The organism is Streptomyces sp. NPDC006510 (genome assembly GCF_040611955.1).
Lineage (GTDB): Bacteria > Actinomycetota > Actinomycetes > Streptomycetales > Streptomycetaceae > Streptomyces.
The window spans coordinates 1-22,193 of the sequence record NZ_JBEXPH010000082.1 but is presented as its reverse complement, the minus strand read 5'-3'; the positions used below and the strand labels follow the sequence as shown (position 1 = coordinate 22,193).

Genomic DNA, 22,193 nt, shown 5'->3' with positions numbered 1-22,193 from the left:
CGCGTTACGTCTCCGCGGTCAGCCGGCCCGCGTGCTCCCGGACGGCGCGGACCCGTTCTCCCCGTGCTCCCCGTTCTCGCCGTTCTCCCCGCTGGCGTCGTCCGCATCGCCCGCATCGCCCGCCGGGGCGTCCGCGGCGGGCGTCTCCCCAGGCGTCTCCAGCAGCCCCTCCGGCACCACCTTCTTCTCCTCCGCGAAGTGACAGGCCGAGTCGTGCCCGGCCGGGGTGTCCGTCAGCCGGAAGACGGCCGGAACCGCCAGCAGCGGAACCTCCAGTTCGCACCGCTCCTGCGCCTTCCAGCACCGGGTGCGGAAGCGGCAGCCGGACGGCGGGTTGGCGGGCGACGGGACATCGCCGTGCAGGATGATCCGCTCCCGGTGCTCGCGGGCCGTCGGGTCCGGCACCGGGACCGCGGACAGCAGCGCCTGGGTGTACGGATGCGTGGGGTGGTCGTAGATCTGCTCGTCGGAGCCGATCTCGACGATCCGGCCCAGATACATCACCCCGACCCGGTCGGAGATGTGCCGGACGATCGACAGGTCGTGCGCGATGAAGACGTAACTCAGCCCGAACTCCGCCTGGAGCCGGTCCAGCAGGTTGACGACCTGCGCCTGTACGGAGACGTCGAGGGCGGAGACGGGTTCGTCGGCGACGATGATCTCGGGGTTCAGGGCCAGCCCGCGGGCGATCCCGATGCGCTGGCGCTGACCGCCGGAGAACTGGTGCGGATAGCGGTTGATGTACTCCGGGTTGAGCCCGACGACGTCCAGCAGGTCCTGGACCTTCCGGCGCCGCTCGCCCTTCGGGGCCACCTCGGGATGGATCTCGTACGGCTCCCCGATGATGTCGCCGACCGTCATACGGGGGTTGAGCGAGGTGTAGGGGTCCTGGAACACCATCTGGATGTTGCGGCGCACGGCCTTCAGGGCGCGCCCCGAGAGCTTGGTGATGTCCTCGCCCTTGTACTTGATCGCGCCGGCCGTCGGCTGTTCCAGATGCACCAGCATCTTGGCCACGGTCGACTTGCCGCAGCCGGACTCCCCCACGATGCCGAGCGTCTCGCCCGCCGCCAGGTCGAAGGAGACCCCGTCGACCGCCTTGACGGCGCCGATCTGCTTCTTGATCAGGATGCCCTGGGTCAGCGGGTAGTACTTGACCAGATCGCGTACCTCCAGGATCGGCTCGCCGCCCGCCGCGGCGGTCCCGGCCCGTGACGTGGCGAGCGGCACACGGGCCTTCTCGCCCTCTTCGCGCGCTTCCTGGCGCCCCGAGTGGTCAGCGTGCATCGAGCGTCTCCTTCCAGAAGTAGCAGGCGCTCTCGCGGTGCTCGGCCACCTCGAACAGCGGCGGCACCTCGCCCCGGCAGATCTCCTGGGCCATCGGACAGCGCGGGTTGAAGGCGCAACCGGGCGGGATGTGCAGCAGGTTGGGCGGCAGGCCCTTGATCGCGTACAGCTCCCGGCCCTTCTGGTCCAGGCGCGGGATCGACTGGAGCAGGCCCTTGGTGTACGGGTGGGCGGGCGCCCGGTAGATCTCGTGGACCGGGGCGGATTCGACGATCCGGCCCGCGTACATCACGGCGATCTTGTCGGCGACGTCCGCGACCACGCCCAGGTCGTGGGTGATCAGGATCAGGCCCATGTTCAGCTCGCGCTGGAGCTCGGCGAGCAGATCCATCACCTGGGCCTGGACGGTCACGTCGAGGGCGGTGGTGGGTTCGTCCGCGATGATCAGCGAAGGCTCCAGCGCCATCGCCATGGCGATCATGATGCGCTGGCGCATGCCGCCGGAGAACTGGTGCGGGAAGTTCCCGACGCGTTCCTTCGCCGCCGGGATGCGGACCCGGTCCATCAGCTCGACGGCCTTCAGCTTCGCGTCCTTGTGGGACATCCCCCGGTGCACGACGAACATCTCGCCGAGCTGCTCCCCCACGCTGAGCACCGGGTTGAGGGAGGAGAGCGCGTCCTGGAAGATCATGGCCATCTCCTGGCCGCGGATCTTCCGGCGCTCGTCCTTCTTCATCTTCAGCAGATCGCGGTCCTTGAAGAGGATCTCGCCGCCGCTGATCTTTCCCGGGGGCATGTCGAGAATGCCCATGACGGCCTGGGCGGTGACCGACTTGCCGGAGCCGGACTCGCCGAGCACGGCCAGCGTCTCGCCCTCGGCCACCGAGTAGTTGACCCCGTTGACGGCCTTGGCCACTCCGTCGCGGGTGTGGAACTCCACGTGCAGATCGCGCACTTCGAGCAACATGGCAGCGGGCTCCTCAGCGCAGCTTGGGGTCGAGGGCGTCGCGCACCGCGTCGCCGAGCATGATGAAGGCGAGCACGGTGACCGCCAGGGCTCCGGCGGGCCAGAGCAGCATGTGCGGGGCGTTGCGGATGTACTGGGACGCGGCGGAGATGTCGATGCCCCAGGAGACGGCCGGCGGTTTCAGGCCGACGCCGAGGAACGAGAGGGTCGCCTCCAACGAGATGTACGTACCGAGTGCGATGGTCGCGACGACGATCACCGGCGCGATGGCGTTCGGGGTGATGTGGCGCAGCATCATCCGTGAGTTGGAGGCGCCGAGCGCCCGTGCCGCCTGTACGTAGTCGTTCTGTTTGGCGGTGATCACGGAGCCGCGGGCGATACGGGCGATCTGCGGCCAGCCGAGCAGCACGATGAAGCCGATCACCGGCCAGACGGTGGAGCTGGTGACCACGGAGAGGAAGACCAGGCCGCCGAGGACCACGGGGATACCGAAGAAGACGTCGGTGACGCGGGAGAGGATCGAGTCCGACAAGCCGCCGAAGAAGCCGGCCAGGCCGCCGAGCAGGCCACCGAGCAGGGTGACCCCGAGGGTGGCGCAGACGCCGACGGTCACGGAGTTCCTGGCCCCGTAGACGGTACGGGTGTAGACATCGCAACCCTGTCCGTCGAAGCCGAAGGGGTGTCCGGGCTGGGAGCCCTCCTGGGCCTTGTCCAGGTTGCAGTTGAGGGGGTCCTGGTCGGCGATCAGCGACGGCCAGATCGAGATGATCACCAGGAAGAGGATGATCAGGGCGGAGATGATGAAGACCGGGTTGCGGCGCAGGTCCCGCCAGGCGTCGGACCACAGACTGCGCGGCTTCTCGGCGGGGCCGGTGCCCTCGGGGCCGCCGGGCGTCCTTTCGAGGGTGGTGCCCTCCTCCAGGGCGAGATCCATCACACCTCCTGCTCCGGCGGACGAGATCGACTCGTCCGGTGTCTGCTCAGGCATAGCGGATCCTCGGGTCGAGTACGGCGTACAGCAGGTCGACGATCAGGTTCGCCGCCAGGAAGACGAGGACGAGGACGGTGACGAAGCCGACGACGGTCTGGGAGTTCTGGCGCAGGATGCCCTGGTAGAGCTGGTAGCCGACGCCGTGGATGTTGAAGATCCGCTCCGTGACGATCGCCCCGCCCATCAGGGCGCCCACGTCGGTGCCGATGAAGGTGACGACCGGGATCAGCGAGTTGCGCAGCAGGTGCCGGATGACGACGCGGCGCCCGGGCAGCCCCTTGGCGACGGCGGTACGGACGTAGTCTGCGCGGGCGTTCTCGGCGATAGAGGTCCGGGTGAGCCGGGTGACGTACGCCAGGGAGACCGAGGCGAGGACGAGCCCGGGTACCAGCAGCTCGTTGAAGGGGGCCTCCGGTGAGACGGAGGGTTTGATGATGCCCCACTCGACTCCGAGGAGGAGCTGGAGCAGCAGGCCGGTGACGAAGGTCGGGATGGAGATGACGACCAGGGTCAGGATGAGCACGGTGGTGTCGACGGGGCGGCCCCGGCGCAGACCGGTGACGACACCGAGGCTGATGCCGATGACGACCTCGAAGACGATCGCGACGACGGTGAGCCGGATCGTGATGGGGAAGGCTGCGGCCATCAGCTCGGTGACCTTCTGCCCGTTGAACGCGGTGCCGAAGTCGCCGGTGAAGACATTGCCCATGTAGGTGAGGTATTGCTGCCAGACGGGCTTGTCGAGGCCGAATTCCGAACGGAGTTGGGCTGCGGTCGCCGGGTCGCACTGGCGGTCGCCGCAGAGACCCGCGATGGGGTCGCCCATCACATTCACCATGAGGAAGATCAACAGCGTGGTGCCGAAGAAGACCGGGATCATCTGCAGCAGCCGCCGGATCACATAACGTCCCATGAAGGGCTCCGGGGGTCGCGGGGGTCAGAGGCTCGGGGCTGGGGAGTGACGCGTCGTGGGACGGGGAAGCCGGGTGGCCGGTGCGCTCCTGGCACCGGCCACCCGGCCGCAGGGCCTCACGTTCGGATCAGGCCGGGCTCGCGGAGTCCGATCCGAACGAAAGACCCTCAACGGGTCACTTGACCTTGATCTGCTCGTACACCGGGACGCTGAACTGGTTCAGCGACACGTCGGCGATGTTCTCCGAGTAGCCGGCGCTGCCGTTCTGGTACCAGAGCGGGATGACGGGCATCTGCGCGACCAGGACCTTCTCCGCGTCCTGGAAGGTGGTGACGGCCTTGGCCTTGTCGGACTCGGCGTTGGCCTTGTCGATGAGCCCGTCGAACTGCTTGTTGCTCCACTTGCCGTCGTTGGAGGAGGCGTCGGTGTAGTACACGGGCTGCAGGAAGTTCTGGATGAGCGGGTAGTCCATCTGCCAGCCGGCCCGCCAGGCGCCGGTCAGCTTCTGCTGGGAGACCTGGCTGCGGAAGTCGGCGAAGGTGCCGACCGGGGCGCCGACGCACGCCTTGTTGTTGCCCATCACCTTGTTGATGCTGTTGCAGACGGCGTCGACCCATTCCTTGTGGGAGCCGGTGTCACCGTTGTACGAGATCTTCAGCTGGCCGCCGGGGATGCCGCCACCCTCCTGGATCAGCTTCTTGGCGTTCGCCGCGTTGTACTCGCAGGGCGCGCCGCACAGTCCCTCCTTGAAGCCGCCGTCCGCGCCGAGGACCGGGGAGGTCCAGTCGGAGGCGGGGGTGCGGGTCTTCTGGAAGATCTGATCGGTGATCTGCTGCCGGTTGATCGCCATCGACAGGCCCTGGCGGACCTTGATGCCGCCGGGGGTGTCCCACTTCTTGTCGTAGAAGGGGAAGGCCAGGGTCTGGATGATGCCGGCCGGGGTGTTGATGTACCGGTCGCCGAGGTCCGCCTTGACGTTCTTCAGTTGCGAGGCGGGCACGTCGTCGACGAGGTCGAGGTTGCCGGCCGTCAGGTCCGTGTAGGCGGTGTTGTTGTCGGTGTAGACCTTGAGGTCGATGCCGCCGTTCTGGGCCTTGTCGTCGCCGGGGTACTTGTCCCACTTGCGCAGGTTCATCGACGAGCCCTTGGTGTACTTGTCGATGGTGTACGGCCCGTTGCCGATCGGCTTGGACACCCAGGCGGCGTGGTCGGTGAAGAAGGCCTTGGGCAGCGGGGCGAAGGCCGGGTAGCCGAGGGTGTCCGGCCAGAGGGAGAACTTCTGCGACAGCTTGACCGTGAACGTCTTGTCGTTGACGATCTTGAGGCCGGAGAGCGTGTTCGCGGTGGCGCTGCCGGTGTCCGGGTGGACCTTGTTGTAGCCGTCGATGTAACCGAAGAAGTAGGCGTTCTTCTGATTGTTCTTCAGCAGGGCCCCGTAGTTCCAGGCGTCCACGAACGACTTCGCGGTGACCTTCTCGCCGTTGCTGAAGGTCCAGCCGTCCTTCACGGTGATCGTGAAGTTCTGGTTGTCCTTGGACTCGATCTTCTCGGCGAGCATGTTGGTGGCCGCGCCGGTCTTCGGGTCGTACCTCTTGAGCCCCCGGAAGATCATGTCGAGGACCTTGCCGCCCTGCACCTCGTTGGTGTTCGCGGGTTCGAGCGGGTTCTGCGGGTCACCCCAGGAAGAGCTCACGATTCCGTTCGCCCCACCGCCGCCACTGCTGCTGCCCCCTCCGCCGCATGCCGTCGCCGCCAGGGCGACGACCACCGCACATGCGGCCCACTTGGCCTGTGTGGCTCCGCGCATGGAGTGCCTCCTCGTAGTGCTCCGTCTCACTTACGGTCAAATATCACCGCATCAAGGACATCACGCACATTTACTCCACCCATTCGGGCGCGTCGGAGCCGATTCGAGTGGCACTTCACGCCCGGAGAAGTTCCGGGCATCCGACCGTTAGACAGCGGAGCGATAACGGCCGCGCATCGAATGCGCATCGACCGCGAGCCCGCCCGACCGGCCGTACGAATTCCGAGACAACGGCGCCCGCATATCGGACTCATTGCCGGACTTCACCCGTTAAGTCGCGAACGCGCCTGCGAAAAAGCCAAACGGAAGCAAAGCCACGCCCTAAGAAAGGTCATGGATTGGCAAAATTTCAAAAGAGCATGCCAAGGGCGTCGGACATTCATTGACCCTGCATGAATTGCGTTGAAAAAGTCCGGGTAGCCCGTAGGTGTTGCCCTGCGGAGTCCTTCGACCCTCCGGGCCAGGAGCACCATGACGATTCCAACACCGCAAGCCGCCACGCCTGTTGAGGTGGAGGACGCGAAGCCGCAGCCCACCGCGGGACCGTCCGCGACCAAGGGCAACGACGGCCGCTCACCGGGCAGGATGGCCTGGCTGCGCTTCAAGCGCGACCGTACCGGCGTGATTTCGGCCTATGTGGTCATTTTCTTCTTCGTGATCGCCATCTGCGCGCCGCTGATCGCGAAACTGTACGGCAAGGACCCGTACACCACGTACGGGCAGAACGAACCCGGCCTGCTGGACGACTTCGGTTCACCGATGCTGCCCAACGGCGGTATCAGCGGCGACTTCTGGTTCGGCATCGAGCCCGGACTCGGCCGGGACGTCTTCACCTTCCTGCTCTACGGCATCCGCAACTCCCTGCTCATCGCCGCGGCAACCACCTTGCTGGTGACGGTGATCGGCATCGCCGTCGGTATCACCGCGGGCTATCTGGGCGGCAAGACCGACTACTTCGTGGGCCGGGTCATCGACATCCTGCTGGCCTTCCCCTCCACGCTCTTCTTCATCGCCTTCTGGCCGGTGATGCTCTCGATCCTGGTCGCTCCGGACGAGAACACCCCGGTCTGGCTGACCGTCGTCAGCCTCATCTCGGTCATGACCGCCTTCGGCTGGGCGTCCATCGCACGGCTGCTGCGCGGCGAGGTACTCGCCCTGCGCGAGCGCGAGTTCATCGAGGCGGCGAGGGTGACCGGCGCCTCCCCGGCGCGGATCATCTTCAAGGAACTGCTGCCCAACCTCTGGACGCCGATCCTCATCCAGGCCACGCTCGCGCTGCCCGCCTACGTCACGGCGGAAGCGGGCCTCGCCTTCCTCGGCGTCGGCCTCACCGACCCGACACCCGACTGGGGCGTGATGATCCAGCGCGGATCGGACGTCTACCAGAGCGACATCACGTACATGCTCTTCCCCGGCGTCTCGATGGTGATCTTCGTCATCGCCTTCAACCTGCTGGGTGACTCGGTGCGTGACGCACTGGACCCGAAGACCAAGCGCTGAACCGCACTTCCTCCGGCCGGGCGACGGGGCCCACCGGATCGAACGTTTCTCTCCATCGACCAGAGCAGGAAACCATGTCCCTTTCCCGCAGAAACTTCGTCATCGCCACGTCGGTCGCGGCCGGCGGTTCGATGGTCCTCTCCGCGTGCAGCAGCGGCAGCTCGACCAAGAAGGGCGGCAGCGCCGGACACGGCGGTGCCGACAAGTACACCGGCTCGGTCGTGGTCGGTACGAAGGCCGACTCCACCGGCCCGGCCGCCGAGGTCCCGGGCGCGAAGAAGGGCGGCACGATCCGCGGCATCGCCCCGGACGACTTCTCGCACCTGGACCCGCAGCGCATCTACTTCTCGTGGAACTCCGCGATCGGTGACCTCTTCATCCGCGCCCTGACCGGTTACAAGATCGCGGCGGACGGCTCGATGAAGCTGGTCGGCGACCTCGCCACCGACGCGGGCACCATGTCCGACGGCGGCAAGACCTGGACCTTCACCCTGAAGGACGGTCTGAAGTGGGAGGACGGCAAGGAACTCACCATCGAGGACGTGCGCCACGGCATCGAGCGCGGCTTCGCCAGCTTCACCACCGAGGGTGCGGGCTACACCCAGACCGCGCTGACCGGCACGGCCGACTTCCGCTCGAAGTACAAGGGCCCGTTCGGCGGCAAGCACCTCGACTCGATCGTGACCGACGCCAAGGCGAAGACGATCACCTTCAAGCTGGCCGAGGCCCGCCCGGACCTCAACTTCACCCTGGCGATGACCTCCTACGGCGCCGTCCCGGTCAAGGGCGACACCAAGGAGAAGTACGACAAGGACCCGGTCAGCTGCGGCCCGTACCGCATCAAGGCGCACGCCATCGACAAGTCGATGACCCTGGTGCGCAACCCCCACTGGGACCCCAACACGGACTCGATCCGCAACGCGTACCCGGACAGCTTCGTCTACGAGTTCGGCCCCGAGGCCCTCCAGTCCGCCGACCGCCTGATCGCCGACGACGGCGACGACCAGTACGCCGTCATGGCGTACAGCGGTGTCCCGGCCGAGCGCATCCAGAAGGTCCTCACCGACCCCGAGCTGAAGAAGCGCACCTTCAACGGCCTGCTGACCGGCATCTACTACTACGCGATCAACACCAAGCGGATCACCGACCTGAAGGTCCGTCAGGCCATCATCCACGCCTGGCCGCTGGAGCAGATACGCAAGATCTACGGTGGCCCCTCCGCCGGTGACTACGCGACGTCCATCCTCAGCCCCGACATCGTCGGCTACGCCAAGGACGACGTCTACGGCAAGCTGAAGAAGCCGCAGGGCGACCCGGAGGCGGCGAAGAAGCTGCTGAAGGAGGCCGGCAAGGAGGGCCAGAAGGTCGTCTACGCCTTCCCCACCAGCAACACCTACAACAAGACCAAGGTCGTCATCGAGAACGCCCTCAAGGCGGCCGGTTTCACCCCGGTCATGAAGCCGCTGGACTCCACCAGCTACTACGACCAGATCCAGCAGATCGACAACCAGTTCGACGTGATGTGGTTCGGCTGGTCCCCGGACTGGCCGACCGGCTACACGCTGATGCAGCCGCTGTTCGACGGCGGCACGATCGCCAACGGCGCCAACAACATCTCGCAGCTGAACGTCGACTGGGTCAACGAGGCGATCAAGAAGAACGTCACCATCGCCGACCCGACGGAGGCCGGCAAGGCCTGGGCCGCCCTGGACAAGCGGATCATGACGGAGGAGGCGCCGATCATCCCCGAGACGTTCCAGCGCCGCTTCTACCTCTACGGCGAGAAGGTCGGCGGCGCGATGTTCCACCCACTGTGGTCCTCGGCCGTCTTCTACAAGCTGTTCGTGAAGGCCTGACGCCGACACTCCTGAGGCGGGGCGCCCCTGCGGCGCCCCGCCCGCTCCACTCCCCCTCGTCGGCGTCTGCCAGGGAAATCCATCGCCATGTTCCGCTTCCTCATCCGCCGGGCAATCGGCGCACTGGTCATCCTGCTGATCATCAGTGCCATCACTTTCGTCCTCTTCTACGTCGCGCCCCGCGACCCAGCTCGGGTGGCCTGCGGCAAGGTGTGCACGCCCGAGACGCTGGCACTGGTCAAGCGCAACCTCGGCATCGACGACCCGCTGCCGGTGCAGTACTGGCACTGGCTGCAGGCGGTGTTCGTCGGGAGGGACTACTCGTCGTTCGGGCACTGTCCCGCGCCGTGCCTCGGCTACTCCTTCCACAACCGCGAGCCGGTCCTCGGCACCATCCTGGACCGCTTCCCGACGACGCTCTCCCTCTCCCTCGGCAGCGCCGTCGTCTTCGTGATCTTCGGTGTCGGCACCGGCATGCTCGCCGCGGTCAAGCAGGGCAAGGCGCTGGACAAGGTGGCGTCCTCGGCGTCGCTGATCGGCTCCTCGATGCAGATCTACATCGTCGGCGTGGTCGCCATGTACTACCTCGCCGACCAGTGGCACATCCTGAGCCGGCCCAAGGACGTCCCCTTCACCGAGAACCCGTCCGCCTGGTTCTCCGGGCTACTGCTGCCCTGGCTGGTGCTGGCGCTGATCTTCACCGCCAACTACACCCGTATGGCACGCTCCCAGCTCGTCGAGACGCTGAGCGAGGACTACGTACGCACCGCACGCGCCAAGGGCCTCTCCCGGCGCACGGTCTTCTTCAGATTCGCCTGGCGCGGGGCCATGGGCCCGATCGTCACCATCTTCGGCCTCGACCTCGGTGTGCTGTTCGGCGGCGCGATCATCACCGAGAAGACCTTCGGTCTGCACGGCATCGGCGCGCTCTCCGTCAAGGCGGTCGGCGACAACGACCTGCCCCTGCTGCTCGGAGTCGTCCTGGTCGCGGCAGGAGCGATCGTCGTCTTCAACATCATCGTCGACGCCGTCTACGCCCTCATCGACCCGCGCGTCCGCCTCGCCTAGGGAGAGATCCAGTGAGCACCCCCTTCCTCTCCGTACGCGATCTGCGCGTGCACTTCTCCACCGAAGACGGCATGGTCAAGGCCGTCGACGGGCTGTCCTTCGACATCGAGAAGGGCAAGACGCTCGGCATCGTCGGCGAGTCCGGTTCCGGCAAGTCCGTCACCAACCTGACCATCCTCGGCCTGCACCACCCCGACCACACCGAGATCGAGGGCGAGATCCTCCTCGACGGGCAGGATCTGCTGGCCGCGTCGGAGCGTGAGCTGGAGCGGCTGCGCGGCAACAAGATGGCCATGATCTTCCAGGACTCGCTGGCCTCGCTCTCGCCGTACCACACCATCGGCAGGCAGATCGGCGAGACGTACCGCAAGCACACCGGCGCCTCCAAGCGGGAGTCCAGGGCGCGGGCGATCGAGATGCTCACCAAGGTGGGCATCCCGCAGCCCGATCTGCGGGTGGACGACTATCCGCACCAGTTCTCCGGCGGTATGCGCCAGCGCGCGATGATCGCCATGGCGCTGGTCTGCGACCCGGAGCTGCTGATCGCGGACGAGCCGACCACCGCGCTGGACGTCACCGTGCAGGCCCAGATCATGGACCTGCTCAAGGACCTCCAGCAGGAGACCGGCACCTCGATCATCTTCATCACCCACGACCTCGGTGTCATCGCCGACATCGCGGACGACGTGCTGGTGATGTACGGCGGTCGCTGCGTGGAGCGCGGTACGAAGAAGGAGGTGCTGCGAGCCCCCCAGCACCCGTACACCTGGGGCCTGCTGGGCTCCATGCCGACCCTGGACGGCCCGGTCGACGTGCCGCTGTCGCCGATCCCCGGCACCCCGCCGAGCCTCCTCAACCCGCCGACCGGCTGCCGCTTCCACCCCCGGTGCACGTTCACCGAGCAGGTCGGCGGCAAGCGCTGCGCGACGGACCAGCCGCCGCTGGAGCTCACCGCCGGGCGCGGCGCCGCCTGCCACCTCACCACGGAGCAGCGCGCCGAGTTCTTCGCAGACTTCGCCGGCACCCGGCCCAACTGACGTACAAGAGACGGGACTTCCCCACCATGAGCAGCACAGATCCCCTCCTGGACGTCTCCGGACTCACCAAGCACTTCCCGATCAAGGGCGGCTTCCCGATCCGGCGGACGGTCGGCGCGGTCCAGGCCGTCGACGGGCTGGACTTCAGCGTCGCCGAGGGCGAGAGCCTGGGCCTGGTCGGTGAGTCCGGCTGCGGCAAGTCGACCACGGGCCGGCTGATCACCCGGCTCCTGGAGCCGACGGCCGGCCGGATCTCCTACCGCGGGCAGGACATCTCCCACGCCACGCGCAAGCAGTTGGCGCCGGTCCGCTCCGAGATCCAGATGATCTTCCAGGACCCGTACGCCTCGCTGAACCCGCGGCAGACCGTCGGCAAGATCATCACCGCGCCGATGGAGATCAACGACATCAACCCCGCGGGCGGCCGTGAGGCGCGGGTGCGGGAGCTGCTGGAGACCGTCGGGCTCAACCCGGAGCACTACAACCGCTTCCCGCACGAGTTCTCCGGCGGTCAGCGCCAGCGCATCGGGGTGGCCCGCGCGCTCGCCCTGGAGCCGAAGCTGATCGTGGCCGACGAGCCGGTCTCGGCGCTGGACGTGTCGATCCAGGCCCAGGTGGTGAACCTGCTGCAGAAGCTGCAGAAGGAGCTCGGCATCGCGTTCCTGTTCATCGCCCACGACCTGGCCATCGTGCGCCACTTCTCGCAGCGCGTGGCGGTCATGTACCTCGGCAAGATCGTGGAGATCGCCGACCGCGAGGACCTGTACGGCAACCCGCGGCACCCGTACACCCGGGCGCTGCTCTCGGCCGTGCCCGAGGCGACCGCCGAGGAGACGCCGGCCCGTGAGCGCATCCGCCTGGCCGGCGACGTCCCCTCCCCGGTCAACCCGCCGTCGGGCTGCCGGTTCCGTACCCGTTGCTGGAAGGCGACGGACAAGTGCGCGAGCGAGGCCCCGCCGCTGGTACGGGTGGAGGGCAGCCGGGAGGGCCATCTGACGGCCTGCCACTACCCCGAGGACACCCAGACCCTCCCGGCGGTCCCGAAGGCCCGTGACGCCTCGTCCCGGCCCAAGCTCGGCAAGAAGACCACCGAAGACCCGAAGGCCGGGGCCTGACACCCCTGCCCCGGCCCCGGGGCGCCTCGCGGACGGGGACCCGATCGGTCCCGGGACGCGGGCTCCCCGGCCCCGAGGAACCGAGCACGTGAGCCCATTGACCCGAGCCACCCGCGCGCCCGGTTCCAGGAAAAGGAAGAAGCGCCCGGAACCGATCGGTTCCGGGCGCTTCCGCGTCGTTCGGGCCGTACTAGGAAGCCGCGCCGACGACGTCCTTCTCCTCGGCGAAGTGGCACGCCGAGTCGTGCGCCGCGAGGGTGTCCGAGCCCTGGAAGCGCTCGGGGACGGCCAGCAGCGGCACCTCCGTGGAGCACTTGTCCTGGGCCTTCCAGCACCGGGTACGGAAGCTGCAGCCCGACGGCGGGTTCGCCGGCGACGGGACGTCGCCGGTCAGGATGATCCGCTCGCCGCGCTCGCGGGCCTCGGGGTCAGGGACCGGGACCGCCGACAGCAGCGCCTGGGTGTAGGGGTGCGTCGGGTGGTCGTAGATCTCCGTGTCCGTACCGATCTCGGCCATCTTGCCGAGGTACATCACGCCGACCCGGTCGGAGATGTGCCGGACGATCGACAGGTCGTGCGCGATGAAGAGGTAGGAGAGGTTGAACTCGTCCTGGAGCTTCTCCATCAGGTTGATGACCTGCGCCTGCACCGACACGTCGAGCGCGGAGACCGGCTCGTCGCAGACGATGATCTCCGGGTTGAGCGCGAGGCCGCGGGCGATGCCGATGCGCTGGCGCTGGCCGCCGGAGAACTGGTGCGGGTAGCGGTTGATGTACTCCGGGTTGAGGCCGACGACGTCCAGCAGCTCCTGGACCCTGGCCCGCCGGTCGCCCTTCGGGGCCACCTCGGGGTGGATGTCGAAGGGCTCGCCGATGATGTCGCCGACCGTCATGCGCGGGTTCAGCGAGGTGTACGGGTCCTGGAACACCATCTGGATGTTCCGGCGGACCGCCTTCAGCGCGCGGCCGGACAGCTTGGTGATGTCCTGGCCCTTGTAGAAGACCTGGCCGGCGGTGGCCGTCTCCAGCATCATCAGCAGCTTGGCGACCGTGGACTTGCCACAGCCCGACTCGCCGACGATGCCGAGCGTCTCGCCCTGGTAGAGGTCGAAGGAGACCCCGTCCACGGCCTTGACCGCGCCGACCTGGCGCTTGAACAGGATGCCCTGGCTCAGCGGGAAGTGCTTGACCAGATTGCGCACCTGGAGGATCGGCTCACCGCGCTCCACCGGGGCTTCGATGGCCGCGACCGCCGCCGACTCGTCGACGGCGTCGACCGCCTTGACCTCGGTGACGTTCGGGGTGGCGTCCATGGAACCGTCCGTCTTGTCGAGCTCAGCCATGGATCGTCTCCTTCCAGAAGTGGCAGGCGCTGCCGCGTCCGGGCAGTTCGCTGCCGTCCTGCTCGGAGACCGGCACCAGGGCCGGGATCTCCGTGCGGCAGATGTCCTCCGCCTTGGGGCAGCGGGGGTTGAAGGCGCAGCCGGACGGGATCTTGAGCAGGTTGGGCGGCAGGCCCTTGATCGCGTAGAGCTCCTGGCCCTTCTGGTCGAGCCGCGGGATCGAGTCGAGCAGACCGCGGGTGTACGGGTGCGCGGGCCGCTTGTACAGCTCGTGCACCGGTGCCGTCTCGACGATCCGGCCCGCGTACATGACCGCGATCTTGTCCGCGACGTCGGCGACGACGCCGAGGTCGTGGGTGATCAGGATCAGGCCCATGTTGAACTCGGTCTGGAGCTCCTTGAGCAGGTCCATGACCTGTGCCTGGACCGTCACGTCGAGCGCGGTGGTCGGCTCGTCCGCGATGATCAGGTCCGGCTCCAGCGCCAGTGCCATGGCGATCATGATGCGCTGGCGCATACCGCCGGAGAACTGGTGCGGATAGTCGCCGACCCGCTGCTTGGCGGCGGGGATCTTGACCCGCTCCATCAGCTCGATGGCCTTGAGCTTGGCCTGCTTCTTGGAGAGCCCCTGGTGGACCCGGAACATCTCGCCGAGCTGGTAGCCGACCGAGAGCACGGGGTTGAGCGAGGACAGCGCGTCCTGGAAGATCATCGCGATCTTCTGGCCACGGATCTTCCGCCGCTCCTCGTAGCTCATGGTGAGCATGTCCTGGCCGCGGTAGAGGATCTGGCCCTGTGGGATCTTGCCGGGCGGCATGTCGAGAATGCCCATGATCGCCTGAGCGGTCACGGACTTGCCGGAACCGGACTCACCGAGCACGGCCAGGGTCTCGCCCGAGTCGACACGGTAGTTCACGCCGTTGACGGCCTTGGCGACACCGTCACGCGTGTGGAACTCCACGTGCAGGTCGCGCACTTCGAGGAGCGGTGCGTCGTCCGACCCCCCGGCGCGGGGCGCCGGGATGTCTGCTGTCTTGTCCATGATGGTCACGTCGTACGCCCTCCTCAGCGCAGCTTCGGGTCGAGGGCGTCGCGTACCGCGTCGCCGAGCATGATGAACGCGAAGACCGTGAGGCTGAGCATTCCTGCCGGGAACAGCAGCGCATGCGGGTTGTCCCGGATGGCCTGGCTGCCCTCGGCGATGTCGATGCCCCACGAGATCGTCGGGTCCGCGAGCCCGAGTCCGAGGAACGAGAGCGTCGCCTCGGCCGAGATGTACCCGCCGAGCGCGATGGTGGCCACGACGATCGTCGGGGCGAGCGCGTTCGGCAGGACGTGCCGGAAGAGGATCCGCGGGGTGCCGGCGCCGAGCGCGCGCGCCGCCGTCACGTAGTCCGCCTGCTTGGCGGTGATGACGGAGGACCGCATCACACGGCAGATCGAGGTCCAGCCCAGGAAGGCCAGGGCCAGGATCACCACGTACACCTTGCGCTCGGTGAAGGCGTTCAGGACGACCATCGCACCGAGCAGGAAGGGGATACCGAAGAAGATGTCGGTGATCCGGGAAATGATCGAGTCGAGCCAGCCGCCGAAGTAACCGGCGAGCATGCCCAGCAGGCCTCCGACCAGGGTGACCGCGGCGGTGACGCCGACGCCGACCAGGATCGAGGCGCGGGTGCCGTAGATGACACGCGCGTAGATCGAGCGCCCCTGGCCGTCGTAACCGAACCAGTCGGCCTGGAAGAAGTGCCCCAGCTCCGGCTTGGTCAGGAAGTGGTTGGTCAGGTCGCCGTCGCGCGGGTCCACGCTGGTGAATATCCCCGGGAACGCGGCGATGATCAGCAGGAGCAGCAGCAGGATCGAGGAGATCCAGAACATCGGGCGGTGACGCAGGTCGAACCACGCGTCGCCCCAGAGGCTGCGCGGCTTGTCCTGGGTCTTGCCGGTTGCGGCCGAGGGAGCGGGGGTGTCCACCGCCGCTTCGGTCTTGGTCTCGGTCACGTCAGGCATACCGGATCCTCGGGTCCAGGACCGCGTACAGCAGGTCGACGAGCAGGTTGATCACAAGGATGACGAGGACGAAGACCGTGACAACACCGACGATCGTCGAACCCTCGCGCTGCTGCAGCGCCTTGAAGAGCAGGTTCCCGACACCCTGGACGTTGAAGATGCCCTCGGTCACGACCGCGCCACCGATGAAGCCGCCGACGTCCGTACCGAGGAAGGTGATGACCGGGATCAGCGAGTTGCGCAGCAGGTGGACACCGACGATGCGGCGCCGCGGCAGGCCCTTGGCCATCGCGGTGCGCATGTAGTCGGCGCGCAGGTTCTCCGCGAACGTCGTGCGGGTCAGCCGTGCCACGTACGCCATGGAGAGCATGGCAAGCACGAAGCCCGGCAGGAACAACTGCGCGTAGTCCGTGGAGTCCTGGACATTCGGTGCCACCCAGCCGAGCTGGTCCGCGAGGACGAAGCGGGCGAGGTAACCGAGCACGAACACCGGGATCGAGATGACGATCAGGGTGAAGACCAGTACGCCGGTGTCGGCGGCCTTGCCGGCCCGCAGGCCCGCCCAGGCGCCGAGCCCGATGCCGACGACGATCTCGATGAGCATCGCCACCGCGGTCAGCCGCAGTGTCACCGGGAAGGACTCGGTCATCTCGTCGAGGACTTCGCGACCACCGAAGGTCTTGCCGAAGTCGCCCTGGAAGAGATTGACCATGTAGTCGACGTACTGCTTCCACAGGGGCTGGTCGAGCCCGAACTCATGGCGCAGCGACGCGACCTGTGCGGGGTCTGCCGCCTTGTCTCCCCACATCGCCCGGATTGGGTCACCGGGAAGGATGTGGACCATGAGGAAAATAATCAGAGTGGTCCCGATGAACACCGGGATCATCTGGAGCAGTCGCCTTGCGACGTAACGCCCCATCATGCCTCCATGCCGTGAGGGGTCGGCGATGGCCTTCTCAGAGTTGTCTCCGCCGCGGGGGTGTGGGGGGAGAGCCCCGGGGCCTACGCCTACGGGCCGGTTCCGCCGCCCTCGAAGAGGTACGGCGGAACCGGCCTTCGGATCCCGATGGTTACTTCTTGGCCTTCACCTGGACGTCGGTGAAGATGGGGTCGCCGTCCTGGCCGTAGACGATCTTCCCGAACACGTTCTCCGACTGGCCCGAGTTGTTCTTGTAGAACCACAGCGGGATGGCCGGCATGTCGTTCTTCAGGAGCTGCTCGGCGTCCTGGTACATCTTGACGGTCTCGTCGAGCGTCTTGGCCTTGTCGGCCTTCGCGGCGAGAGCGTCGAACTCCTTGTTGGAGTAGCCCGAGGTGTTGCCCGCGGCGGTGGTGCCGTACAGGTCGCGCATGAAGTTCGAGTTGACCGGGTAGTCGAGCACCCAGCCACCGCGGTACATGGACTTGACCTGCTTGTTGTCACGGGCGTTCAGGTCGGCCTGGAAGTCCGGCTTGGAGTCACCGACGCACTCGACACCGGTGGCCTTGCGGATGCTGTTGCAGACCGCGTCGACCCACGGCTTGTGCGACTGGTCGGCGTTGAACTGGATCGAGATCTTGTTGCCCGGGACGCCGCCACCCTCCTGGATGAGGGACTTGGCCTTGGCCGGGTCGTACTTCACGATGTCACCGAGGGCGCCGGGCTTGTAGCCGAGCACACCGCGGGCGACGTACGAGTCGGCCGGGGTACGGGTGCCGTGCAGCACGGTCTTGGTGATCGTGTCACGGTCGATGGCCATCGACAGACCCTGGATGACCTTGGGGTCGATGTCCTTGAACTGCTTGGTGTAGAACGCCGGGACGATCGACTGCACCGCGGAGTACTCGGCGTCGATGGCACGGTCGCCGAGGTCCTGCTTGTAGCTGGTGAGCGACGTCGTCGGGATCTGCTCGATCCAGTCGAGGTTGTTCGACCGCAGGTCCGAGTAGGCCGCGTCGGCGGTGGTGTAGTTCTTGAAGTCGATGCCACCGTTCTTGGCCTTGTTCGGGCCCTGGTAACCGTCGAACTTCCGGACCTTGATCAGCTTCTTGTGGTCCCACGAGACGAACTTGTAGGGGCCGTTGCCGATCGGCTTCTGGCCGGCGGCGGCCGGGTCCTTGAAGAAGGACTCGGGCAGCGGCGCCCAGACGTCGTAACCCAGCTTGTACGCGAAGTACGAGACCGGGCCGGTCAGGGTGATCGTGAAGGTGTTCTCGTCGACGATCTTCAGACCGGACATCTTGTCGGACTTCGGCGCACCCTTCTCCGGGTGGACGTCCTCGTAGCCCTTGATGTCCTGGAACCAGCTGGAGTTCGTCTGGTTGTTCTTGACGTTGGCCGACCAGTTCCAGGAGTCCACGAAGGACTTGGAGGTGACCGTGGTGCCGTCGTGGAACTTCCAGCCCGGCTTGAGCTTGACGGTCCACACGGACGAGTCCGCGTTGGGCGTCACGGACTCGGCGTTGATGTACTCGAGCTTGCCGGTGCCGGGCTCGTAGTCGACCAGGCCGGAGAAGACGGTGCGCAGGACACGGCTGCCCTGGCTCTCCTTGGCGTTGGCCGGCTGCAGCGGGTTCTGCGGCTCTCCGAGCTGCGCGGTCAGGATCCCGTTCGGGTCCGCCTTGCCGGAGTTCATGCCACTGTCACTGCCCTTGTCGTTACCACCACAGGCGGTCGCGGCCAGGGCGATGATGGCCGCTCCCGCGACCCACTTGGCGCTCTTGGCACCACGCATGGGTTTCCTCCTCATGAGTCCACTTTTGACTACAAGAAGGGCACTGGAGTGATACACCGACACCCCTGACGGTGATCGTTTCAGTGCCCCTAGTGTGCTCGTGAGTCGGCACTCCCCACAGTGCGTGACCCATTGACCCGAGCTCAACGGAGCCAACTATTAAGTACGACCGGGCCGTAAACCACACTTAAGGGGTCTCGTTTTGACAACATCAAGGAACGGCGATTGCCCGAAATCCGGACAAAGTGATCCCAGACAGACACGCTCGAAACGGACCGTTAACGCAGCTTTCGGAGAGCGACGATCGATATGCGGACGGATCGCCGAAGAAAACCACTGGACAACAGCGTGATGCGCCTGCCGAAAAGCGCGCTCCCGCCGCCACCCGGTTGCTGATGCACACGGATGCGCCCGGACGGCCTCTCAGGTCATCGCACAGCGGGGCCCGGCCTCCCGTCAACTGACGGAAGTCCGGGCCCCGTTGTACGCATGGGCGCTCGGCGCCCGGTGTCGGTCAGCGCTTGGCGCGCGACGCGGCGCGGCCGCGCTCCTTCTGGTCGAGGACGACCTTGCGGATACGGACCGTCTCCGGGGTCACCTCGATGCACTCGTCCTCGCGGCAGAACTCCAGGGACTGCTCCAGGGAGAGCTTGCGGGCCGGCACCACGTTCTCCGTGGTGTCGGCGGAAGCCGCACGCATGTTGGTGAGCTTCTTCTCCTTGGTGATGTTCACGTCCATGTCGTCGGCGCGGGAGTTCTCGCCGACGATCATGCCCTCGTAGACCTCGGTGCCGGCCTCGGTGAAGATGACACCGCGCTCCTGGAGGTTGACCATGGCGAACGGCGTCACGGAACCCGCGCGGTCGGCGACCAGCGAGCCGTTGTGGCGGGTGCGCAGCTCGCCGAACCACGGCTCGTGGCCCTCGAAGATGGAGTGCGCGATGCCCGTACCGCGGGTCTGCGTCAGGAACTCCGTACGGAAGCCGATGAGGCCGCGGGACGGAACGATCCACTCCATGCGGACCCAGCCCGAACCGTGGTTCGTCATCGTCTCCATGCGGCCCTTGCGGGTCGCCATCAGCTGGGTGATCGCGCCGAGGTGCTCCTCGGGGGAGTCGATCGTCATGCGCTCGATCGGCTCGTGCGTCTTGCCGTCGACCTGCTTGGTGACGACCTCCGGCTTGCCGACCGTGAGCTCGAAGCCCTCACGGCGCATCTGCTCGACGAGGATGGCCAGCGCGAGCTCACCGCGGCCCTGGACCTCCCAGGCGTCGGGACGCTCGGTGTCCAGGACGCGGAGCGAGACGTTACCGATCAGCTCGCGGTCCAGACGGTCCTTCACCTGGCGGGCGGTGACCTTGTGGCCCTTGCCGCCCTTGCCGACCAGCGGCGAGGTGTTCGTACCGATGGTCATCGAGATGGCCGGCTCGTCGACCGTGATCAGCGGCAGCGCGATCGGGTTCTCGGGGTCGGCCAGGGTCTCGCCGATCATGATGTCCGGGATACCGGCGATGGCGCAGATGTCGCCCGGGCCCGCCACCTCGGCCGGCTTGCGGGTGAGCGCCTCGGTCATCAGCAGCTCGGTGATGCGGACGTTGGACATCGTGCCGTCGCGCTTGATCCAGGTGACGGTCTGGCCCTTGCGCAGCTCGCCCTGCTCGACGCGGCAGAGCGCGATACGGCCGAGGAAGTTGTCGGCGTCCAGGTTGGTGACGTGGGCCTGGAGCGGGGCGTCCTCGTCGTACTCCGGGGCCGGGACGTGCGCCAGGATCGTGGAGAAGAACGGCTCCAGGCTGTCGCTGTCGGCCGGGACGGTGCCGTCCTCCGGCTTGGTCAGCGAGGCGACGCCGTCACGGGCGCAGGCGTAGACGATCGGGAACTCGATCTGGTCCTCGTCCGCGTCCAGGTCCAGGAACAGGTCGTACGTCTCGTCGACGACCTCGGCGATCCGGGAGTCGGGGCGGTCGGTCTTGTTGATGCAGAGAATGACCGGCATCTTCGCGGAGAGCGCCTTGCGCAGCACGAAGCGGGTCTGCGGGAGCGGGCCCTCGGAGGCGTCGACGAGGAGCACGACCGCGTCCACCATCGACAGACCGCGCTCGACCTCGCCGCCGAAGTCGGCGTGGCCGGGGGTGTCGATGATGTTGATCGTGATCGGGTCCCCGCCGTCCTTGGGGTGATACTTCACCGCCGTGTTCTTGGCGAGGATCGTGATGCCCTTCTCACGCTCCAGGTCGTTCGAGTCCATCATGCGGTCGTCGAGGTGCTCGGCGGCGTGCGCGGCGAAGGCGCCGGCCTGCTTGAGCATGGCATCGACCAGCGTGGTCTTGCCGTGGTCGACGTGGGCGACGATGGCTACGTTACGGATGTCGTGGCGCGTGGGCATGGGTGGCTTGCGCTTCTCTCGGATCGTGGGATCAGGCGTCTAAGTCGGTCTCAAGTCCTCGTACGCCCGCCGGGCGGACACGCCACGGCTCGTCCAATGGTACGGGGCTGGCGCCGCCGCAGCTTCCCGGCCAAGTTTTACCGGCCTCGGGACGGGGGTCCGCCCCGGTCCGGCAGGGCGGCGTGACGGGCGGGCACGCCGAGTTCCGACGAGGGCCGCTCCGGTGGCGCAAGCCCGTGTCCGCCCTGTGTTTCCGCCGCCGTGGCCGGTTCGTCGGGCGAATTTCACCGGGTGTCATGGCCACGGCCCTCCGGACGGAGGAGGCGGACGGGGAGACGGACACGAGCTTGCGCGGCTTCGGAGGTGGGGCTCCGAAGCGGAATCTCCGAGAGACCGGAGCAGAGGCTCCGGGTGGGGGTCTCGGAGGTGGGGGGATCGAGCGGCCAGCCGGGTCAACGGGTAGCGACGACCTTGCCCGCCGGGCAAGCCGGCGGGCAAGGGATTTGAGCCAGTTCTGAGCTTGCGGTCCTCTTCTGACCTGCTACTTCTTCTTGTTCGCCGGGGCTCCGGCGGCCTGCGGCTTCTTGAAACCGATGTCCTGGTAGCGCGGCGCCCCGAATCCGAAGGCGCCGACGTTCGCCAGCTTCCTGTTCACCGCCACGAGCTGCGGGCGCTGGTAGAGCGGAATCGAACCGGCGGCGGCCCAGATCCGGGCGTCGGCCTGCTTCATCAGATCCCGAGCGGTGCCTTCGTCCAGCTCCGAGACCGCCTGCTCGAAGAGCTGGTCGATGTGGTCGGTGCCGACCCGGGTGTAGTTCTGCTCGACCAGCAGCGAGCCGTCGGTGGCGGGCACCGGCTTGGCGAAGATCGGGCGGTCGTCGGTGGCCGGGTAGGCGGTCGCGGGCCAGGAGTACAGGGCCAGGTCGTAGTCGCCGGACGCGATGTGGTCCTGGAAGTAGCTCTCGTCGGAGACCTTGGTGATCTGCGTACGGATGCCGACCGATTCGAGCATCGCCGAGATCTTGTCCCCGACGCTGCGCAGCGGCTCCGACCCGGGACCGGACGGCAGGACGAAGCGCAGGGTCAGCGGCTCGCCGTCCTTGCCCAGCGGGCCGCTGTGCGCGGCCCCCGCCCGGGCGGGGGCCGCGGTGCCCGCGGGGGCGTACGCGCCCGTGGCGAGTTCGGATGAGGGGCGGGGAG

Annotated in this window: 16 protein-coding genes and 1 pseudogene; 5 read left to right on the top strand and 12 right to left on the bottom strand. The window is 67.1% G+C overall.

Features of this window, described 5'->3' with window-relative positions; genetic code table 11:
* Positions 1 to 18 precede the first annotated feature (18 nt).
* From ABZY11_RS23735 to ABZY11_RS23715, 5 genes are all read right to left on the bottom strand, one after another.
* Positions 19 to 1,287 (bottom strand): dipeptide ABC transporter ATP-binding protein, encoded by a 1,269-nt coding sequence (locus tag ABZY11_RS23735; RefSeq protein WP_356481079.1) that lies wholly within the window; start codon positions 1,285 to 1,287, stop codon positions 19 to 21.
* On the bottom strand, positions 1,277 to 2,254 hold the full coding sequence (locus ABZY11_RS23730) for an ABC transporter ATP-binding protein (RefSeq protein WP_356481078.1): 978 nt from the start codon (positions 2,252 to 2,254) through the stop codon (positions 1,277 to 1,279). Before ABZY11_RS23730 ends, ABZY11_RS23735 begins: the two co-directional genes overlap by 11 nt.
* A gap of 13 nt (positions 2,255 to 2,267) precedes the next feature.
* The gene (locus tag ABZY11_RS23725) at positions 2,268 to 3,242 is read right to left on the bottom strand and encodes an ABC transporter permease (RefSeq protein WP_356481077.1); all 975 of its coding nucleotides are present in this window, start codon (positions 3,240 to 3,242) and stop codon (positions 2,268 to 2,270) included.
* A complete protein-coding gene (locus ABZY11_RS23720) occupies positions 3,235 to 4,158 on the bottom strand; it encodes an ABC transporter permease (RefSeq protein WP_356481076.1) in 924 nt (307 codons plus the stop codon). The genes ABZY11_RS23725 and ABZY11_RS23720 overlap by 8 nt, the downstream gene beginning before the upstream one ends.
* Before the next feature lie 175 nt (positions 4,159 to 4,333).
* Positions 4,334 to 5,965, bottom strand: a complete 1,632-nt coding sequence (locus ABZY11_RS23715; protein WP_356481075.1) for an ABC transporter substrate-binding protein — start codon at positions 5,963 to 5,965, stop codon at positions 4,334 to 4,336.
* Between the two features lie 471 nt (positions 5,966 to 6,436).
* Between ABZY11_RS23715 and ABZY11_RS23710 the strand changes: the two genes are divergently transcribed.
* The 5 genes from ABZY11_RS23710 (at position 6,437) to ABZY11_RS23690 (ending at position 12,541) form a co-directional block, all read left to right on the top strand.
* Positions 6,437 to 7,465 (top strand): ABC transporter permease, encoded by a 1,029-nt coding sequence (locus tag ABZY11_RS23710; RefSeq protein ID WP_356481074.1) that lies wholly within the window; start codon positions 6,437 to 6,439, stop codon positions 7,463 to 7,465.
* Between the two features lie 74 nt (positions 7,466 to 7,539).
* Positions 7,540 to 9,321: an ABC transporter substrate-binding protein gene (locus tag ABZY11_RS23705; protein ID WP_356481073.1), complete on the top strand. Its 1,782-nt coding sequence runs from the start codon at positions 7,540 to 7,542 to the stop codon at positions 9,319 to 9,321.
* Between the two features lie 87 nt (positions 9,322 to 9,408).
* Complete coding sequence (locus ABZY11_RS23700) at positions 9,409 to 10,389, top strand: ABC transporter permease (RefSeq protein WP_356481072.1); 981 nt, start codon at positions 9,409 to 9,411, stop codon at positions 10,387 to 10,389.
* 71 nt (positions 10,390 to 10,460) lie between these two features.
* Positions 10,461 to 11,426, top strand: a complete 966-nt coding sequence (locus ABZY11_RS23695; RefSeq protein ID WP_356481093.1) for an ABC transporter ATP-binding protein — start codon at positions 10,461 to 10,463, stop codon at positions 11,424 to 11,426.
* Between the two features lie 26 nt (positions 11,427 to 11,452).
* Positions 11,453 to 12,541 carry a dipeptide ABC transporter ATP-binding protein gene (locus ABZY11_RS23690; RefSeq protein WP_356481071.1) on the top strand — a complete coding sequence of 363 codons (1,089 nt, stop codon included), beginning with the start codon at positions 11,453 to 11,455 and terminating at the stop codon, positions 12,539 to 12,541.
* A gap of 190 nt (positions 12,542 to 12,731) precedes the next feature.
* On the opposite strand, the gene ABZY11_RS23685 is transcribed toward ABZY11_RS23690, so the two are convergent.
* The 7 genes and pseudogenes from ABZY11_RS23685 to ABZY11_RS23655 all read right to left on the bottom strand — a co-directional run.
* Complete coding sequence (locus tag ABZY11_RS23685; RefSeq protein WP_356481070.1) at positions 12,732 to 13,883, bottom strand: dipeptide ABC transporter ATP-binding protein; 1,152 nt, start codon at positions 13,881 to 13,883, stop codon at positions 12,732 to 12,734.
* On the bottom strand, positions 13,876 to 14,934 hold the full coding sequence (locus tag ABZY11_RS23680) for an ABC transporter ATP-binding protein (protein WP_356481069.1): 1,059 nt from the start codon (positions 14,932 to 14,934) through the stop codon (positions 13,876 to 13,878). Before ABZY11_RS23680 ends, ABZY11_RS23685 begins: the two co-directional genes overlap by 8 nt.
* A 14-nt stretch (positions 14,935 to 14,948) precedes the next feature.
* A complete protein-coding gene (locus tag ABZY11_RS23675) occupies positions 14,949 to 15,893 on the bottom strand; it encodes an ABC transporter permease (protein ID WP_356481068.1) in 945 nt (314 codons plus the stop codon).
* Positions 15,886 to 16,812, bottom strand: coding sequence for an ABC transporter permease (locus ABZY11_RS23670; protein ID WP_356481092.1), 927 nt, complete (start codon positions 16,810 to 16,812; stop codon positions 15,886 to 15,888). Before ABZY11_RS23670 ends, ABZY11_RS23675 begins: the two co-directional genes overlap by 8 nt.
* A gap of 151 nt (positions 16,813 to 16,963) precedes the next feature.
* Complete coding sequence (locus ABZY11_RS23665; RefSeq protein WP_356481067.1) at positions 16,964 to 18,607, bottom strand: ABC transporter substrate-binding protein; 1,644 nt, start codon at positions 18,605 to 18,607, stop codon at positions 16,964 to 16,966.
* Between the two features lie 514 nt (positions 18,608 to 19,121).
* Positions 19,122 to 20,993: a translational GTPase TypA gene (gene typA, locus ABZY11_RS23660; RefSeq protein ID WP_356481066.1), complete on the bottom strand. Its 1,872-nt coding sequence runs from the start codon at positions 20,991 to 20,993 to the stop codon at positions 19,122 to 19,124.
* A gap of 541 nt (positions 20,994 to 21,534) precedes the next feature.
* Positions 21,535 to 22,193, bottom strand: a pseudogene (locus ABZY11_RS23655) (ABC transporter family substrate-binding protein); the annotation flags it as partial.

What these genes read in the sequence shown, in the direction of transcription:
- ABZY11_RS23735 (WP_356481079.1), bottom strand. Translation starts at nt 1,287, where the DNA reads ATGCACGCTGACCACTCGGGGCGCCAGGAAGCGCGCGAAGAGGGCGAG.
- ABZY11_RS23730 (WP_356481078.1), bottom strand. Translation starts at nt 2,254, where the DNA reads ATGTTGCTCGAAGTGCGCGATCTGCACGTGGAGTTCCACACCCGCGAC.
- ABZY11_RS23725 (WP_356481077.1), bottom strand. Translation starts at nt 3,242, where the DNA reads ATGCCTGAGCAGACACCGGACGAGTCGATCTCGTCCGCCGGAGCAGGA.
- ABZY11_RS23720 (WP_356481076.1), bottom strand. Translation starts at nt 4,158, where the DNA reads ATGGGACGTTATGTGATCCGGCGGCTGCTGCAGATGATCCCGGTCTTC.
- ABZY11_RS23715 (WP_356481075.1), bottom strand. Translation starts at nt 5,965, where the DNA reads ATGCGCGGAGCCACACAGGCCAAGTGGGCCGCATGTGCGGTGGTCGTC.
- ABZY11_RS23710 (WP_356481074.1), top strand. Translation starts at nt 6,437, where the DNA reads ATGACGATTCCAACACCGCAAGCCGCCACGCCTGTTGAGGTGGAGGAC.
- ABZY11_RS23705 (WP_356481073.1), top strand. Translation starts at nt 7,540, where the DNA reads ATGTCCCTTTCCCGCAGAAACTTCGTCATCGCCACGTCGGTCGCGGCC.
- ABZY11_RS23700 (WP_356481072.1), top strand. Translation starts at nt 9,409, where the DNA reads ATGTTCCGCTTCCTCATCCGCCGGGCAATCGGCGCACTGGTCATCCTG.
- ABZY11_RS23695 (WP_356481093.1), top strand. Translation starts at nt 10,461, where the DNA reads ATGGTCAAGGCCGTCGACGGGCTGTCCTTCGACATCGAGAAGGGCAAG.
- ABZY11_RS23690 (WP_356481071.1), top strand. Translation starts at nt 11,453, where the DNA reads ATGAGCAGCACAGATCCCCTCCTGGACGTCTCCGGACTCACCAAGCAC.
- ABZY11_RS23685 (WP_356481070.1), bottom strand. Translation starts at nt 13,883, where the DNA reads ATGGCTGAGCTCGACAAGACGGACGGTTCCATGGACGCCACCCCGAAC.
- ABZY11_RS23675 (WP_356481068.1), bottom strand. Translation starts at nt 15,893, where the DNA reads ATGCCTGACGTGACCGAGACCAAGACCGAAGCGGCGGTGGACACCCCC.
- ABZY11_RS23670 (WP_356481092.1), bottom strand. Translation starts at nt 16,812, where the DNA reads ATGGGGCGTTACGTCGCAAGGCGACTGCTCCAGATGATCCCGGTGTTC.
- ABZY11_RS23665 (WP_356481067.1), bottom strand. Translation starts at nt 18,607, where the DNA reads ATGCGTGGTGCCAAGAGCGCCAAGTGGGTCGCGGGAGCGGCCATCATC.
- typA (WP_356481066.1), bottom strand. Translation starts at nt 20,993, where the DNA reads ATGCCCACGCGCCACGACATCCGTAACGTAGCCATCGTCGCCCACGTC.